We start from the raw sequence: 13,895 nt of genomic DNA on the forward strand, positions 1-13,895 counted from the left end.
AGGCTCATCGCCTAGCTCTTATTTTGTTGTGTCGGTGTTCTGTGAATCGACGGAGTCTGTTTCATCGTTAATGGCCACCGGCCGGATGGTCCGGGGAACAAAGGACCAGCCGATTAGGCCAACCAGAGCGACCAGGGCAGAGACCCCAAAAGCGATTTCATAGTTGAACGCATCGGCGAGGAAACCTGCGAGCAGTGGGCCGATGATGGCACCCAGATCCTGACTCATCTGGAAGCCTGCCAGTGCCTTACCGCCATTACGGCCCGTACCAATCACGTCGGAAATTGATGCCTGCTGAGCTGGGCCAAGAATGCCACCGCCAAATCCAGCAAAGATTGAGCAGATAATAAATCCAGCGGCACTGGTGAACACGCCCATCGAGCCGATGGACAGCAGTAACAAGGTCAGGCCAACCATGATCGGGATCTTGCGACCCACTACGTCTGTGAATTTTCCGGAGAAAAGAAGCGCGAGGCCATTGCCGATAGCAAACAAAGCCATCGAGAAGCCGGCGACGGTGGTTCCTAAGCCTTGACCAAATACTGCCAAAGCAAATAGCGGGATCATGCTGTTGCGAATACCGAAAGCTAACCATCCATAGCTGAAGCCAGAGAAGAGGGCCGCACGGTAGGCAGGCGAATTCAACGCCTCACGGGTGGTGACCACCTCGATGGCTGCACGGGTCTTCTTCGGATCTTCGGCGTCACGATCCAGATCCCGGCGACGCCCGAGTGCAAAGTACACAACAGCTGCCGCCGCAACCAGTGCGGTGCCGTAAACGAAGAAGGGTACCCGCATGCCCAGCGGTGCCAGCACGCTACCGAGTACCGGACCCGCGACGTTGCCCAGCAGGAACGCTCCTGCGTACAAACCTGAGATTCGACCGCGAGATGCCTCGGGGGAGAGTCGAGCGATGAGGGCCATGGCTGAAATGGTGAACATGGTCGAGCCAAAGCCACCCAGTCCGCGGGCAATCAACAGCTGAGTGTAGTTCTGCACAAATCCACACAGCAGTGTCGAGAGCGCAACCAAGAGCACACCGGTGACATAAATGCGCGGTTCACCAAGCTTGCCTACCAAGGCACCAGCCACGGGTGCGAAGATCAGTCGAGTGAAGGCAAAAATGCTCACAATGACACTGGCTGCCGCTGCGCCCACATCAAAACTAACTGCGTACTGCGGCAGGATCGGTGCGATCAGGCCAAAGCCCAGCGCGATGATAAAGGCCGCCACCAGAAGGACTCCGATTTCCCGGGGGATCGGGGCACGTGCCTTGGTATTGCGAGTGAAAAACTTGTTCATTGCCGATGGTCTGAGTCAGCTCAGACCTGCCAGCCTTTCTGCGGAGCAGTGAGTTGGGTCAGTAACTGACTAAGTCTATGTTCTCCACCTTGCATAAGACATCGCTAGAAGAGTGCTTCCTGCGACATCACAAGGCGTGGTAACTCACAGAAGGTGTGAGACGATTTAACCTGTGTCTGATTCGCTTACATTAACCATCATCATTGTCGCGGTTGTTGCCGTGGTGGCCATTGGCATTATCGCCTTTGTCACCAAGGGTCGCAAGCCGAAGACTCCATATACTTCCGAGCGCGATGCTGACGACAGTTCAGCTGGTCAAGGCGAGGATGGCTCTACCGTTACGACGGAAGGTGCCACCGATACTGCCATTGCTGTTGAGGAACCAGTTTTCCCAGCAGCGCCAAAGCTTGATGTACCCGAGCCAGTTCAGGGTCGTCTTGCGCGGTTGCGTGCTCGACTGACCAAGTCCAACAACATGTTCTCTAAGGGTCTTTTGGCCCTGCTCAGCCAAGACACCATCGATGAGGATGTCTGGGACGAGATCGAAGAGAACCTGCTCATGGCAGACCTCGGAACCGAACCAGCCATGGAGCTTGTTGACGCATTGCGTGAACGAGTGAAGATCGAGGGCAGCAAGGATCCTGTTCGGGTCAAGGCGATGCTTCGCGAGGAGCTACTCAAGTTAGTAGATCCAAGCCTGGATCGCAGCTACCTGCCTGAACCTCATGCTGACCGCCCAAGTATCATTATGGTTGTAGGCGTCAACGGCGTCGGCAAAACCACCACCATCGGCAAGATGGCCCGCGTATTTGTTGCAGACGACAAAGACGTGTTGCTCGGTGCTGCGGATACCTTCCGTGCAGCAGCTGCTGAACAGCTGGCTACCTGGGGTGACCGCGTAGGTGTTCCCACGGTACGTGCCGATATTGATGGTGCTGACCCAGCGTCGGTTGCTTTTGAAGCCGTTAGTGCCGGTATCGATCAAGAAGTCGATATTGTCATGATCGATACCGCCGGTCGCTTGCAGAACAAGGTCGGCCTGATGGACGAGCTGGGCAAGATCAAGCGCGTGGTTGAAAAGAAGGCCACCATTGACGAAGTCCTGCTAGTACTCGATGCAACCACCGGACAGAACGGTCTCCAACAGGCCAAGGTGTTCTCGGAAGTTGTCAACGTTACCGGCATCGTACTGACCAAGCTCGACGGTACCGCCAAGGGTGGAATCGTCGTTGCTATCCAGCGTCAGCTTGGTGTTCCAGTGAAGCTAGTTGGTCTGGGCGAAGGCCCGGATGACCTTGCTCCATTCAACCCAGAAGATTTTGTGGACGCGCTGCTCGAAGGCTAAGCGAACCAAAAAATCTGTACAACTGTGGCCCTGCCTTTTGGCGGGGCCACAGTTGTCTGCGCTGACCGTCCAAGGCATCTCCAAGATAACAATTACGTCTCGGCGCTCCGTGCGCCAGGCACCGTGGCGCGATGGTTACTGGGAGAACGTGTCAATAAATAATAAACACGTCGTGAATACCTGCAAGTGGTTCAAGTTATTACTTGAGTGGCGCGAGGCACTTCATTGCATGGACAACCTTTGGTGCATTCGAGTTTCATAGCGCACGTGGGAACTTAAAATGTAAAGAGTTGATAAAACGCTTGCGGCTTCACCTCTTGGGCTCTATTCTTCAATTGAGGTAACCTCCTGGGCATTCCTTGCCCGGAACCATCAGTCGCATCTTTCGAATAGAAGATGAGGTCAAGGTCTGATGCACATGGCACAACTCAAACTTCGGTATGCGCTTGTCGCAACCCTTGGAATCATGTCACTCTTTGTCACGCCTTTAGTGGCCGTGGGCGCCAACTCGTCAGTTCCATCTCAGACAGTCCAGGTATCACTAAGCCCCTACGATCCTGAGAACGCTCCGCCGTCAAAGTACATCAAGAAAGTCACCGAGACGAAGACAACGGAAAATCTGAATCTCAGGAAGTCTCCCTCAACCAGTGCAGAATCCCTTGGTGTCATGCCTAAAGGGACCATCGTTAAACTGACCGGTCAGAAATCTGGCACCTGGAGCCAACTTACCTGGGGGTCCAAGACCGGTTGGTCGGCAAGCCAATATCTGAGCACTCGAACCTATTTGAAGGATGACTCGGTCCGGTATATGACCAAATACTCCGGTATCTACTCCACCGCAGCGCGTACCAAGCGAATTGGTTCGGTGAACTTTCGCACTCAGGTAAGTCTGTTGGAAGTTAGCGGAACCAGTTCTCATATCAAGACTGCGTACTATCACGGTTGGGTCGAGTCCAAAGATGTGGTTCGCACCCGTCCGGCAAAGCAGTATCGATACGTTCAAAAAAGCGGCAACATCTACTCGTCAATGAATCCAAAAACCGATGCCTATCTGGGCCGGATTCATCACGCTGAAAAGTAGGAGTACCGTCGTTGGGATGCCGCAAACCGACGGGATGAAATCTACGTCAACGGTCGCTGGGTCTGGACCAGCACCACCAACCGCGACTACGTAGCCCCGCAATACCGGTACGCACAGCGCAACGGATCGGTCTACAGCGCCGCATCAAAGACCAATTCGAAAGTGGTAGGCACCATTACCAGAGGCACCCGTGTTCGTTGGGGTGCTTGGGACTCTGCTAATCGTCGCGACGAAATCAATCTCAATGGCAAATGGGTCTGGTCCTCGGTTACCGACCGCAACAAGCCGGCTCCAATCATTCCTCCCGCCGTGGACGTCAAGAACTACGCCCGTTTCAGCACCATGGGGTTGACCTTGCGAAAGAATCCGATCTCCGGCTCTGCTTCCGTTGGCAGCATCAAAAAGGGTTGGAAAGTTGTTGTCACGCATAAGGCCGAAGGTGGATGGGTGCATATTAATGCTGGCTCCATCTCTGGTTGGATCAAGGAATCGGGGAACCTGCGAAAGCACGGACCATATTCTGTAGCCGTCTACGGCACCTTGCGTACCGGACAATCTGCTTACAACGTCATGGGCGGGTTCCAGCAAAAGGTCAAGGACCAGCGGTTAGCCAACTCGTCCCTGTACCAATTGTGGAATAGGAATTGGACCTTCCTTACCAATGGTCCAAAACCGTTGTGGCCGAGCAATTCCAATATTCGGATTCGGCCGGTCCAGGCATGCTGAGGAAGCTTGATATCTACGAAGGTCAGTTGAAGTACCAAGGCAAGCCGATGTACACCAGGCAAAATGTTCCGCTCACCGACGGATCTGAGTCGTGGACGTACAAGACAACATCGTTCTCGGAGCAAGTGGTCAAGAATTCGGGCCGCTACATTTCCTCCGGCGACTTCCTGAAGCGTTCATAGAAAAGGGGACTGGACAATGAACACACTCAATGAACAGAAGAATCCGTCCAACAGCCCAAAGCGCAAAGTCGCGCTGGCTGTAGGTTCCACTATCGCGGTGGCTGCAGTCTCGGTAGGGCTCATTATGAGCACTAACTACTATTCTGCTCAGGCAGGGCCAACGTCCCAGAAGTTGCAGGACGACATGGCAGACGTAGCAAAGACCACGCGGAAACTGGAGAAGACGTCCACGTTGACACCCAAGCCCAAGTCATCAAAAACTTGGGTCAGGCAGGAAAGCTCACGATGGATGGGGCAACCAAACCGTCTTTTGAGGTGACCGTGCACAGCGTGAAGGTCTTGGATACCTGCACACTGCGTGGCTTCGGTGAGAAGATCGCACCAGAGAACAAAAAGTTCCTGTTGTTGGATGTCAGCGCCAAGCTCGCGGAATCAGCCGAAAAGGTAGTCAAGGAAGACATCGCGCTGATGCCATTGGATGCTTCGGCTTTTGGCGTCTCACCGGGGGAGAACCGCACTGTTGTTTATGATCTGAATACCGTTGCGGCATTCTCCTGTGATGTGGATGATGCTTTGGATATCGCAGTCGGTGCAGGGGATGAAATTCGAGGCAAGGTCATCCTCGACTCTCCCTACGCAACCGGTGAGGTTGTTTACGACCCAGACAAGACCGGCGGATGGACCTGGAGCTACTGAGGTCATTTCAAAACAATCAAGGCGCTTGGCTTCCACTGTCGTGGAAGTTAGGCGCCTTGTTTGCTCTACGGCAGTGTTTTGGTTTCTTGCTTGTAGACGTATTGCGACACGCCCAAAGCCCGACAGGGACGAGGTCTACGCGAATCAGCGCTTCAGTTCGTGGGCAGTTGAGAAATATCCCAAGTCAAACGTCAGGTAAACAAGATCTGAGCGAAATGTGAACCGACCCTAGAAGCGAAGCTGCGAAGCGATTTTCAGAAATTGACCAAAATTTCCGGTAAATATTGAATGCGATCAATGGCGTTTGAACTCCATGGATGCCTGCTCCGTAAGCTAAACCAGCCGGTAAAGGATCCACCACGACGTGTCGTCAAATCAAGACTTGCCCATGCCTTTAAAAAAGGATCCTAAACCCGCGGGATTTCGCTCTGATATCCAGGGGTTACGTGCCATTGCCGTAGGCATTGTGGTGCTCTATCACTTCTGGAGTCACTACCTCCCAGGTGGTTTTGTTGGTGTAGACGTCTTCTTCGTCATCTCAGGGTTCCTGATTACCTCCCACCTGATCGTCAAGCCACCAAAGAACATTGTTGATGTCGGTCGATTCTGGATGCGGCGCGTCAAGCGACTGCTCCCGGCCTCGTTCCTAGTCATTTTCTTTAGCGTGCTGGGTATTTGGATCTTCGCCCCGCAAACGGTCTGGCAGGACTGGGGTCTGCAAGCACTTGCAGCGACGTTCTACTTCCAGAACTGGTTCCTGGCATTAACCAAAGTTGATTACCTTGCTGAAGGTGACGCGCCAAGCCCCTTCCAGCACTTCTGGTCACTCTCGGCTGAAGAACAGTTCTACTTCGTCTGGCCGGTACTCATCGGCCTGCTAGTTTTCGCAGCATTGAAGTACAAGAAGCAGATCAAGCACATTGTTCTGGCAGGCGTTGGCCTAGTATTCGTTCTGTCCATCGCCTATTCGCTCTACGCCACGGCAACAGACCCGGGCGCCGCCTACTTCTCAACCTTCACCCGAGTTTGGGAATTCGCAGCCGGAGCATTAGTTGCCGCACTCGGGGCAAAGGCTCACGCCGCCAAGAATGATCTAGCTAGCTTGATCGGATCCTGGGGCGGTATCCTCGCAATCGCCTTCAGCGCTTTCGCCTTTACCGGTGACATGCCATTCCCGGGCTACATCGCAGCCATTCCGGTGTTCGGTACTGCATTAGTCTTGCTGTGCAATTCAACGCACAAGTATTCCCCAAATATCTTCTTGAGCACTAAGCTCTTTCGGTTCTTCGGCGATAATTCCTACGCCATCTACCTCTGGCATTGGCCGTTGCTGGTCCTAGTGCCGTTTGTGGTTGACGACTTCAAATGGCCTCAAAAGTTTGCTGCCCTTGCGCTGACTTTAATCCTGTCGGTCTTGACGCAGAAGCTCGTTGAAGTTCGCTTCAAAAAGTTCATTGAGACTTCTGCACTTCTCACCGCTCCACGCTTCCTCGCCGCAGGCAGCCTGGTCCTTGCCCTATTTGCTGGCGCCTTCTACATGAACAGCGTCAATGTTGCAGATGAGGCTCAGGACATCAATAAAGCAAAGGCACAAGTTGAAAAAACAGTCGGTGAAGATTGCCTCGGCGCATCAGCACTGAGCGATAAATGCTCGTTGCCTAATGCCGCGCAAACGCCAGACCAAGAGATCGCGCCTGCGCCCGTAGCCGCAAAAACCGATAAGCCTGTGCTGTACAAGGACGATTGCTTCGCCAGCCAAGTCACCGACTTCAAAGAGCGCCCGGTCTGCAGCTACGGTAAGGGCAAGATCAAAGTTGCCTTGGTTGGTAACTCGCATGCCGGCCAGTGGTATCCAGCAATCAACCGCATTGCCAAAAAGCACGGCTGGCAAGTTGATACCTACGTAGCCAACCGTTGCGCCGTCATGGGCGAAGGTCAGCGATTTGATGATGAAGCCAGCGTGCAAGGTTGTGAAGATCTAGGGGACTGGGTCACCGGTCAGATCAAGAAGAAAGACTATGACCTAGTCATCTCTTCCAACCGCCAGTCCGAGCCCCTTGCCGGGCACACGATGGAAAGTTCTGAAGCCCCTGCCACTAAGGCCTACGAAAAGATCCTGAGCGATTGGTCCGACACCGGAGCTGAAGTAGCGGTCATCCGTGACACTGCGTGGCCTGGAGCCACGCTAGAAAACGCGCCTGACTGTGTTGCCGAAAACTCTGACGATCTAAATGAATGCAACGGCAAGGCCGAAGACTGGATCCCGATGGATCCACAGGCTGACGCCGCTAAGGCGCTGAAGGATCCAAACATCGGCGAGGTCGACATGAACGATCAGCTGTGCAAGGACGAGACGTGCTACACCGTCATCGGTGGCATCTTGGCCTATTGGGATCACTCCCATCTCAGTGCTACCTACGCCGCGTCGCTTTCGGGCACTTTGGATTCGCGTCTACAAAAGGCTGTGGGATCTTCCAAGCTGTTTCCAACGTCCTAGGAACGCAACAACAACTTAACTGAATAACCAAAGCTGCCACCGGTCCCGGACCGGTGGCAGCTTTGTCTGTGCGCAGACCTTCGATAAAGCCAAAGTGTCCCTACCCACTGTCATGATCAGCAGTACCCGGATGCAATTGGGGGATCCGGGAACTCGCACCCATGAAATGGAGTAGGACCATGAAGAGGTTCTTATTGGCAGCGGTCGCTGTCGCTGTCGTTTTTTCTTTGAGCGCTTGTGGAGTTTCAAAAGAAGACCTTGAAGCTGCCCAAGCATCCGCTGCGTCCTTGGACTCACAGAAGCAAGCACTGGAAGCTGAACTTGCTGATACCAAGACCACCTTGGCAACGGTTCAAGACGAAGCGGACACCTTGCGCACCGCTGAGGAAGAACGCGTCGCTGAGCAAGAGGCTGAAGCATCTCGCAAAGCCGAAGAAAAAGAAGCCAAAGAAGCTGCCGAGAAAGCTCAGAAGGAGCAAGAGAACAAGGCAAAAAAGATCAGCAAGCGTGAACTTGACCAGATCGTGAAGAATCCAGATTCTCACATCGGTGAAAATGTCATCTTCTACGCGCGGATCACCCAGTTCGATTCCGGTACCGGACCGTGCATGTTCCGTGCAGAGCTGAGCAACGCTTTGGTGGGCAAATACGACTACGAACACAACGCGTTGTTCGCCGCTGGTGATGGAGTCTCCGAGTGCGTCGAGCTAGATGATTATGTGGCTGAGGATCTGGTGAAGGTCACCGCCACGGTGACCGGTTCACTGACCTATGACACCACTATTGGAGGCTCAACTACCGTGCCGAAGTTCCAGGTAGTGAAGATTAAGCGCTCCTAAAGACGGTGTGAATTCATAAAGGTTCGGGTCAGTCCTCGATTCAGAGACGCTGGCCCGAACCTTTTTCGCCCGTCTTTATCTTCGTGGTGAATGAGGCGAAACAGGGTCGAAACATAGCAGAGAACTAATCGTTACTTAAAGGGGTGACTTGATACACACGCGAAACGAATCCGCGAGTATATCGAAACATCAGTGGCGAAGAATGGAGTCAACACCGGGCCAAGGACACCGTTCTCCTGCAGTAGGGCCCGACTCGCCACCGATACACCGATACACCTTGAGGGGATGTGATCCAGATGGAGTTGGACGTTGCCAGCTTATGGATCCTGATAGCAGCCGCACTTGTACTGATGATGACACCAGCACTTGGAATTTTCTACGGCGGTATGACTCGTTCTACCGGCGTCGTGAACATGATGCTGATGAGCTTTTCTGCAGCAGCGATCACCGCAGTAGTTTGGGTACTTTGGGGGTACTCGTTCTCCGCAGGTGAGCCAACCATCGCAGGCATCGTGGGAAATCCAATCAGCGATTTCGCGATGCACAACACCGCAGAAGCGGATCTGCTTGCTGCCGGCTTCTCCGGCACCTTCGCCATGATTTCGGTGGCCATTATCTCCGGCGCAATCGCCGACCGCGCTCGCTTTGCTCCATGGCTATTCTTCATCCCACTGTGGGTCACCCTGGTTTACGCACCGGTGGCCTTCTGGGTATGGGGTGGCGGTCTTCTCTCCGCTGATGGCGCACTGGGCAAGATCTTCGGTGAAGCAATTGACTTCGCCGGTGGCGCAGTAGTTCACACCAACGCAGGTATCGCAGCTCTTGTACTCGCACTGAAGCTCGGCCAGCGTCACAACTTCCACGATCGTCCACAGCCACACAACACCCCACTGGTCATGCTCGGCGCTGGCCTACTGTGGTTCGGTTGGTTCGGCTTCAACGCTGGTGCAGCCACCACCGTTGAGCAGGCTGGTTTGATCTGGATCAATACTTTCGCTGCCCCTGGTGCAGCAGTTCTAGGTTGGGTCCTCATCGAGAAGCTGCGCGGAGAACGTGCAAGCTCGGTAGGTGTCGCTTCCGGTCTGGTCGCTGGTTTGGTAGCTATCACTCCTTCGTGTGCAGACCTGGCCCCATGGGCAGCATTGGTTCTTGGCCTAGTGGCAGGTGCCGGTTCGGCTTGGGCAGTGAACCTCAAGTGGAAGCTTGGCTATGATGACTCACTCGACGTGGTCGGCGTTCACCTGGTCTCCGGTATCATCGGCACCTTGTTCCTTGGCTTCTTCGCACTGCCAACCGAGGAAAGCGCTGGTGGCCTGTTCTACGGTGGCGGACTAGCCCAGCTGGTTGCACAGTTCGTAACACTGGCAGTAGTCATGATCTTCTCGGCAGTGATGACCTGGATCATCGCAACGGTCATTGGAAAGTTCAGCCCATGGCGAGTATCGGCAGATATTGAAATCGCCGGTATCGATGCCGCAGAACACAACGACGCCGGATACCAGCTGGCTTCTAAGTAACGAGGTGGGATCTGAAAAATAACATGAACAAAATCAAGGGGTAGGACACCGGTTACGGTGTCCGGGAAACCGCCGGTGGGCCATGCAGCCACCGGCGGTTTTCTTTTCCCTTGGAGCGCAGCAAGCAAACGCACAACCAGTATTGGTGTGGAGCTGGTTAGATGCAGCCTCGATTCTTGATATTCTTATAAGTCGAGTCCCGTGCGTTTTTTATACGCACCACAAGACCTATCGAAAGAAGTGCCCGGCACGTGTTTAATTCACTTTCCGATCGCCTGACAGCAACCTTCAAAAACCTGCGCGGCAAGGGCCGCCTGACCGAAGCAGACATTGACGGTACCGTCCGCGAAATCCGTCGCGCCCTGCTCGACGCTGACGTTGCCGTCTCGGTGGTCCGCGCCTTTGTGGCCCAGGTGAAAGAACGTGCACTGGGCATCGAGGTCTCCGAATCTCTGAACCCAGGCCAGCAGGTCGTCAAGATCGTCAACGAAGAACTTGTTGGCATCCTCGGTGGCGAAACCCGTCGCCTGAACTTGGCCAAGAACCCTCCAACGGTGATCATGCTCGCCGGTCTACAGGGTGCCGGTAAGACCACCCTGGCCGGTAAGTTGGCTAAGCACCTGAAGTCTGAGGGCCACACCCCGATGCTGGTGGCCTGTGACCTTCAGCGTCCAAACGCCGTAAAGCAGCTACAGATCAACGGTGAACGTGCCGGAGTGCCTGTCTACGCACCGCACCCGGGTGTCTCCTCGGAATTTGATACTCCAACCGGTGACCCGGTAGTAGTAGCCCGCGACGGTATCGCCGAAGCCAAGGCTAAGCTGCACGACGTAGTCATCGTGGATACCGCCGGCCGTTTGGGTGTTGACACCGAAATGATGGCCCAGGCTGCCAACATTCGCGCTGCCATCAACCCGGACGAAGTCCTCTTTGTTATCGATGCGATGATCGGTCAAGACGCGGTCAACACCGCGCAGGCCTTCCATGAAGGCGTCGACTTCACTGGTGTAGTTCTTTCCAAGCTTGATGGCGATGCCCGTGGTGGTGCCGCACTGTCGGTAGCATCGGTGACCGGTAAGCCAGTGATGTTCGCATCCACCGGTGAAAACCTGGACGACTTCGAGATCTTCCACCCAGATCGTATGGCTTCACGCATTCTGGACATGGGCGACGTCATGACGCTCATCGAACAGGCTGAGAAGAACTGGGACAAGGGCGAAGCCGAGCGTATGGCGAAGAAGTTCGCCGACCAGGAAGACTTCACCCTGGATGACTTCCTTCTTCAGATGGCCCAGATCAAGAAGATGGGCTCGATGAAGAAGCTGCTGGGCATGATGCCCGGTGCACAGATTTCTCGTCAGCAGCTTGAACAGTTTGATGAGCGCCAGATCGACCGTGTCGAAGCCATCGTTCGTTCGATGACCCAGCACGAACGTGTGGCTCCAAAGATCATCAACGGTTCACGCCGTGCACGTATTGCTAAGGGTTCCGGCGTTACGGTGTCCGAGGTGAACCAGATGCTTGAACGCTTCACCGAAGCGCAGAAGATGATGAAGAAGATGGCCTCCGGTGGCGGTATTCCTGGTATGCCAGGTGCCGGTAAGGGCGCAGCTCGCAAGGCAAAGGCCAAGGGCAAGGGCAAAAAGCAGCAGAAGTTCGGTAACCCAGCCAAGGCTGCACAGGCCGAGCTGGAAGCTCAGAACAAGAAGCCAGCAGCACCTTCGGGTGCCGCGTTTGGCCAGAACGCCAATGCGGACTTCGACCCATCAAGCTTGAACCTGCCTGCAGGCTTCGAGAAGTACTTGGGTAAGTAAGCACTAGCGCGTAGAAAAGGACCTGTGCCGATCGTCAGTAGATGAACTGCTCCCCAAAAGTTGGACTGTAAAAGTCAACAACTATTGGGGAGCAGTTTCATGCGCGCACGAAGCACACTATCCGAGTATCAACGGGAAAAGCTCGTTGTTCTTTTTGAGCAAGGCAATGGGTATATGGCTGCGTCATCCAGGATCAACGTAAACCCAGGGGCGGCCAAGCGTCTCTATGACCGGTGGCGATTGCATGGCAGTCTTTGTCTCATGGAGAATCCAACTAAAACGCAGTATTCCTTCGAAACCAAGAAGGAAATCGTTGACCGCTTCCTTTCCGGAGAAACGGCCATGGGCCTTGCCGCTGAGTTCAATCTCAGTTCCAAAGTGCTGGTTATTACCTGGGCACGTGAATGGCGGAAAGCCGGCGACGAAGCACTCATGCCCAAGGCTAAAGGACGTCCGAAAGGCTCCGCACCTAAACCAGCGTTGAGCGAAGAAGACAAACTCCGTAGGGAGAACAAGTTCTTGTTGGCCAAGGTGGCTTACTTGGAAAAACTCCGAGACTTGAGGGATCAGGGACACCGCTAAAAGCCCAGGCGGTCGTCACTCTCAAGTCAGAGCACGACCTCGCAGACCTGCTTGCCGCGGCGGGATTGGCCAGGTCAACCTATTACTACCACCTGAAATTGATGGATCAGGCGGATCCGTATGCGGAACTCAAAGCTGCCATCACCATGTCGTTTGAAGGCAGTAAGCGACGCTATGGGTATCGAAGAGTTCACATGGATCTTCACGCTGAAGGTTGGGACGTTGGTAGGAAGCTGGTCCGTAAGCTCATTCGGATCCTCGGATTCCAGTCCAAAGCTCGTCCGAAGCGACGTTACAACTCGTATCAGGGTGAGCAGGGCAAGATCGCTGAAAGCCTTTTGCAAAGAAAGTTTGACGTGGAATCCCCGGACACTGTTTACGTCAGTGACGTGACAGAGTTTCGGGTTGATGAGAGGAAACTGTATTTGTCTCCCATTATGGATCTGTTTGACCACAGCATCCTGAGCTACACGATCTCTTCATCACCGACTACGGCGTTCACCAATGGGAGTTTGGCACTGGCTTTAGGGTCGCGGGATTTCGGGAAGAAGTTGTTGGTGCATACGGATCAAGGTTTCCAATATCAGCATCAGTCTTGGAAGGCCTTGTTGGAGGAGCATGGTGCGGTGCAGTCCATGTCGCGTAAGGGAAAATGCTATGACAATTCTGTTATGGAGAATTTCTTTGGTCATCTGAAGTCAGAGATGTTCCATGGAGAGCATTTCGCTGATTTTGCGGAGCTCAAGGTGGAGATTGAAGCGTATATCCATTGGTACAACACGGATCGACGTCAGGAACGGCTGAAGGGTATGGCACCGATGGAATATCGATGTCATACCCTTGCAGCCTAAGCCAGGACTATTATTTAGTTAGTCTAACTTTCGGGCCCCAGCTCATAGACGATTTGCGCAGGTCCTTTCTCATCTCATGCCAGCGAGTCCTTTCGGCCAGTTGGTATCGGTTGTACCGAATGCACCGTAGGATGAGGCCATGGGGTACTCTCCCCATATTTTGGAAGCGATTAATGCTTCCGGCAAGGCGGCACATCATGTCCGACAAGTCACCACGCAAGGGCGAAGCGAAGAAGCCCACCAAATCCATCAAGGAAAAGCGCGCCGAGAAGCGGCTGAAGGGTACTGATTCCATCAGCGACCCGGTACGTAAGACTGCTAAATAAAATAAAACTTTCCGCGATTCCACCATGTGCTGAGCATGGTCTAGCGATCTGACAGCCAAGAGCCCAAGCATCATCGGTCAATGACCATCGATGCAAGGGCTCTTGCTGTATTCAGGCCAAGCAGGTTGCCTTCCGAA

Annotated in this window: 13 protein-coding genes and 1 pseudogene; 13 read left to right on the top strand and 1 reads right to left on the bottom strand. The window is 54.0% G+C overall.

The genetic code is table 11. The features are described from left to right. Positions 1-18 precede the first annotated feature (18 nt). Complete coding sequence (locus AC1Z3F_RS04410) at positions 19-1,302, bottom strand: MFS transporter (protein WP_483566666.1); 1,284 nt, start codon at positions 1,300-1,302, stop codon at positions 19-21. A 172-nt stretch (positions 1,303-1,474) separates the two neighbouring features. On the opposite strand from AC1Z3F_RS04410, the gene ftsY reads away from it, so the two are divergent. The 13 genes and pseudogenes from ftsY to AC1Z3F_RS04475 all read left to right on the top strand — a co-directional run bounded on the left by ftsY (position 1,475) and on the right by AC1Z3F_RS04475 (position 13,758). After that, on the top strand, positions 1,475-2,647 hold the full coding sequence (gene ftsY, locus AC1Z3F_RS04415; protein WP_131088056.1) for a signal recognition particle-docking protein FtsY: 1,173 nt from the start codon (positions 1,475-1,477) through the stop codon (positions 2,645-2,647). A gap of 466 nt (positions 2,648-3,113) precedes the next feature. Continuing rightward, positions 3,114-3,407, top strand: a pseudogene (locus tag AC1Z3F_RS04420) (SH3 domain-containing protein); the annotation flags it as partial. Between the two features lie 483 nt (positions 3,408-3,890). Beyond that, a complete protein-coding gene (locus AC1Z3F_RS04425) occupies positions 3,891-4,454 on the top strand; it encodes an SH3 domain-containing protein (protein ID WP_483566667.1) in 564 nt (187 codons plus the stop codon). After that, a complete protein-coding gene (locus AC1Z3F_RS04430) occupies positions 4,448-4,636 on the top strand; it encodes a hypothetical protein (RefSeq protein ID WP_483566668.1) in 189 nt (62 codons plus the stop codon). Before AC1Z3F_RS04425 ends, AC1Z3F_RS04430 begins: the two co-directional genes overlap by 7 nt. A 16-nt stretch (positions 4,637-4,652) precedes the next feature. Next, on the top strand, positions 4,653-4,955 hold the full coding sequence (locus tag AC1Z3F_RS04435; RefSeq protein WP_483566669.1) for a hypothetical protein: 303 nt from the start codon (positions 4,653-4,655) through the stop codon (positions 4,953-4,955). Further along, positions 4,922-5,332: a hypothetical protein gene (locus tag AC1Z3F_RS04440; protein ID WP_483566670.1), complete on the top strand. Its 411-nt coding sequence runs from the start codon at positions 4,922-4,924 to the stop codon at positions 5,330-5,332. The genes AC1Z3F_RS04435 and AC1Z3F_RS04440 overlap by 34 nt, the downstream gene beginning before the upstream one ends. A gap of 388 nt (positions 5,333-5,720) precedes the next feature. Further along, positions 5,721-7,829, top strand: coding sequence for an acyltransferase family protein (locus AC1Z3F_RS04445; protein WP_483566671.1), 2,109 nt, complete (start codon positions 5,721-5,723; stop codon positions 7,827-7,829). A gap of 179 nt (positions 7,830-8,008) precedes the next feature. Next, entirely contained in the window at positions 8,009-8,668 is a 660-nt protein-coding gene (locus tag AC1Z3F_RS04450) for a hypothetical protein (protein WP_483566672.1), read from the top strand. Between the two features lie 296 nt (positions 8,669-8,964). After that, on the top strand, positions 8,965-10,185 hold the full coding sequence (locus AC1Z3F_RS04455; RefSeq protein WP_262199738.1) for an ammonium transporter: 1,221 nt from the start codon (positions 8,965-8,967) through the stop codon (positions 10,183-10,185). A gap of 251 nt (positions 10,186-10,436) precedes the next feature. Beyond that, positions 10,437-11,999 (top strand): signal recognition particle protein, encoded by a 1,563-nt coding sequence (gene ffh, locus AC1Z3F_RS04460; protein WP_483566673.1) that lies wholly within the window; start codon positions 10,437-10,439, stop codon positions 11,997-11,999. 261 nt (positions 12,000-12,260) lie between these two features. Next, on the top strand, positions 12,261-12,581 hold the full coding sequence (locus AC1Z3F_RS04465) for a helix-turn-helix domain-containing protein (protein ID WP_483566616.1): 321 nt from the start codon (positions 12,261-12,263) through the stop codon (positions 12,579-12,581). Between the two features lie 47 nt (positions 12,582-12,628). Next, on the top strand, positions 12,629-13,432 hold the full coding sequence (locus AC1Z3F_RS04470; protein ID WP_483566937.1) for an IS3 family transposase: 804 nt from the start codon (positions 12,629-12,631) through the stop codon (positions 13,430-13,432). A gap of 197 nt (positions 13,433-13,629) precedes the next feature. Then, complete coding sequence (locus AC1Z3F_RS04475) at positions 13,630-13,758, top strand: hypothetical protein (RefSeq protein ID WP_262197871.1); 129 nt, start codon at positions 13,630-13,632, stop codon at positions 13,756-13,758. Positions 13,759-13,895: the final 137 nt, after the last annotated feature.

The organism is Glutamicibacter sp. MOO4 (assembly GCF_056934395.1).

What these genes read in the sequence shown, in the direction of transcription:
- AC1Z3F_RS04445 (WP_483566671.1), top strand. Translation starts at nt 5,721, where the DNA reads ATGCCTTTAAAAAAGGATCCTAAACCCGCGGGATTTCGCTCTGATATC.
- AC1Z3F_RS04465 (WP_483566616.1), top strand. Translation starts at nt 12,261, where the DNA reads ATGGAGAATCCAACTAAAACGCAGTATTCCTTCGAAACCAAGAAGGAA.
- AC1Z3F_RS04450 (WP_483566672.1), top strand. Translation starts at nt 8,009, where the DNA reads ATGAAGAGGTTCTTATTGGCAGCGGTCGCTGTCGCTGTCGTTTTTTCT.
- AC1Z3F_RS04410 (WP_483566666.1), bottom strand. Translation starts at nt 1,302, where the DNA reads ATGAACAAGTTTTTCACTCGCAATACCAAGGCACGTGCCCCGATCCCC.
- AC1Z3F_RS04430 (WP_483566668.1), top strand. Translation starts at nt 4,448, where the DNA reads ATGCTGAGGAAGCTTGATATCTACGAAGGTCAGTTGAAGTACCAAGGC.
- AC1Z3F_RS04475 (WP_262197871.1), top strand. Translation starts at nt 13,630, where the DNA reads ATGTCCGACAAGTCACCACGCAAGGGCGAAGCGAAGAAGCCCACCAAA.
- AC1Z3F_RS04440 (WP_483566670.1), top strand. Translation starts at nt 4,922, where the DNA reads ATGGATGGGGCAACCAAACCGTCTTTTGAGGTGACCGTGCACAGCGTG.
- AC1Z3F_RS04455 (WP_262199738.1), top strand. Translation starts at nt 8,965, where the DNA reads ATGGAGTTGGACGTTGCCAGCTTATGGATCCTGATAGCAGCCGCACTT.
- AC1Z3F_RS04435 (WP_483566669.1), top strand. Translation starts at nt 4,653, where the DNA reads ATGAACACACTCAATGAACAGAAGAATCCGTCCAACAGCCCAAAGCGC.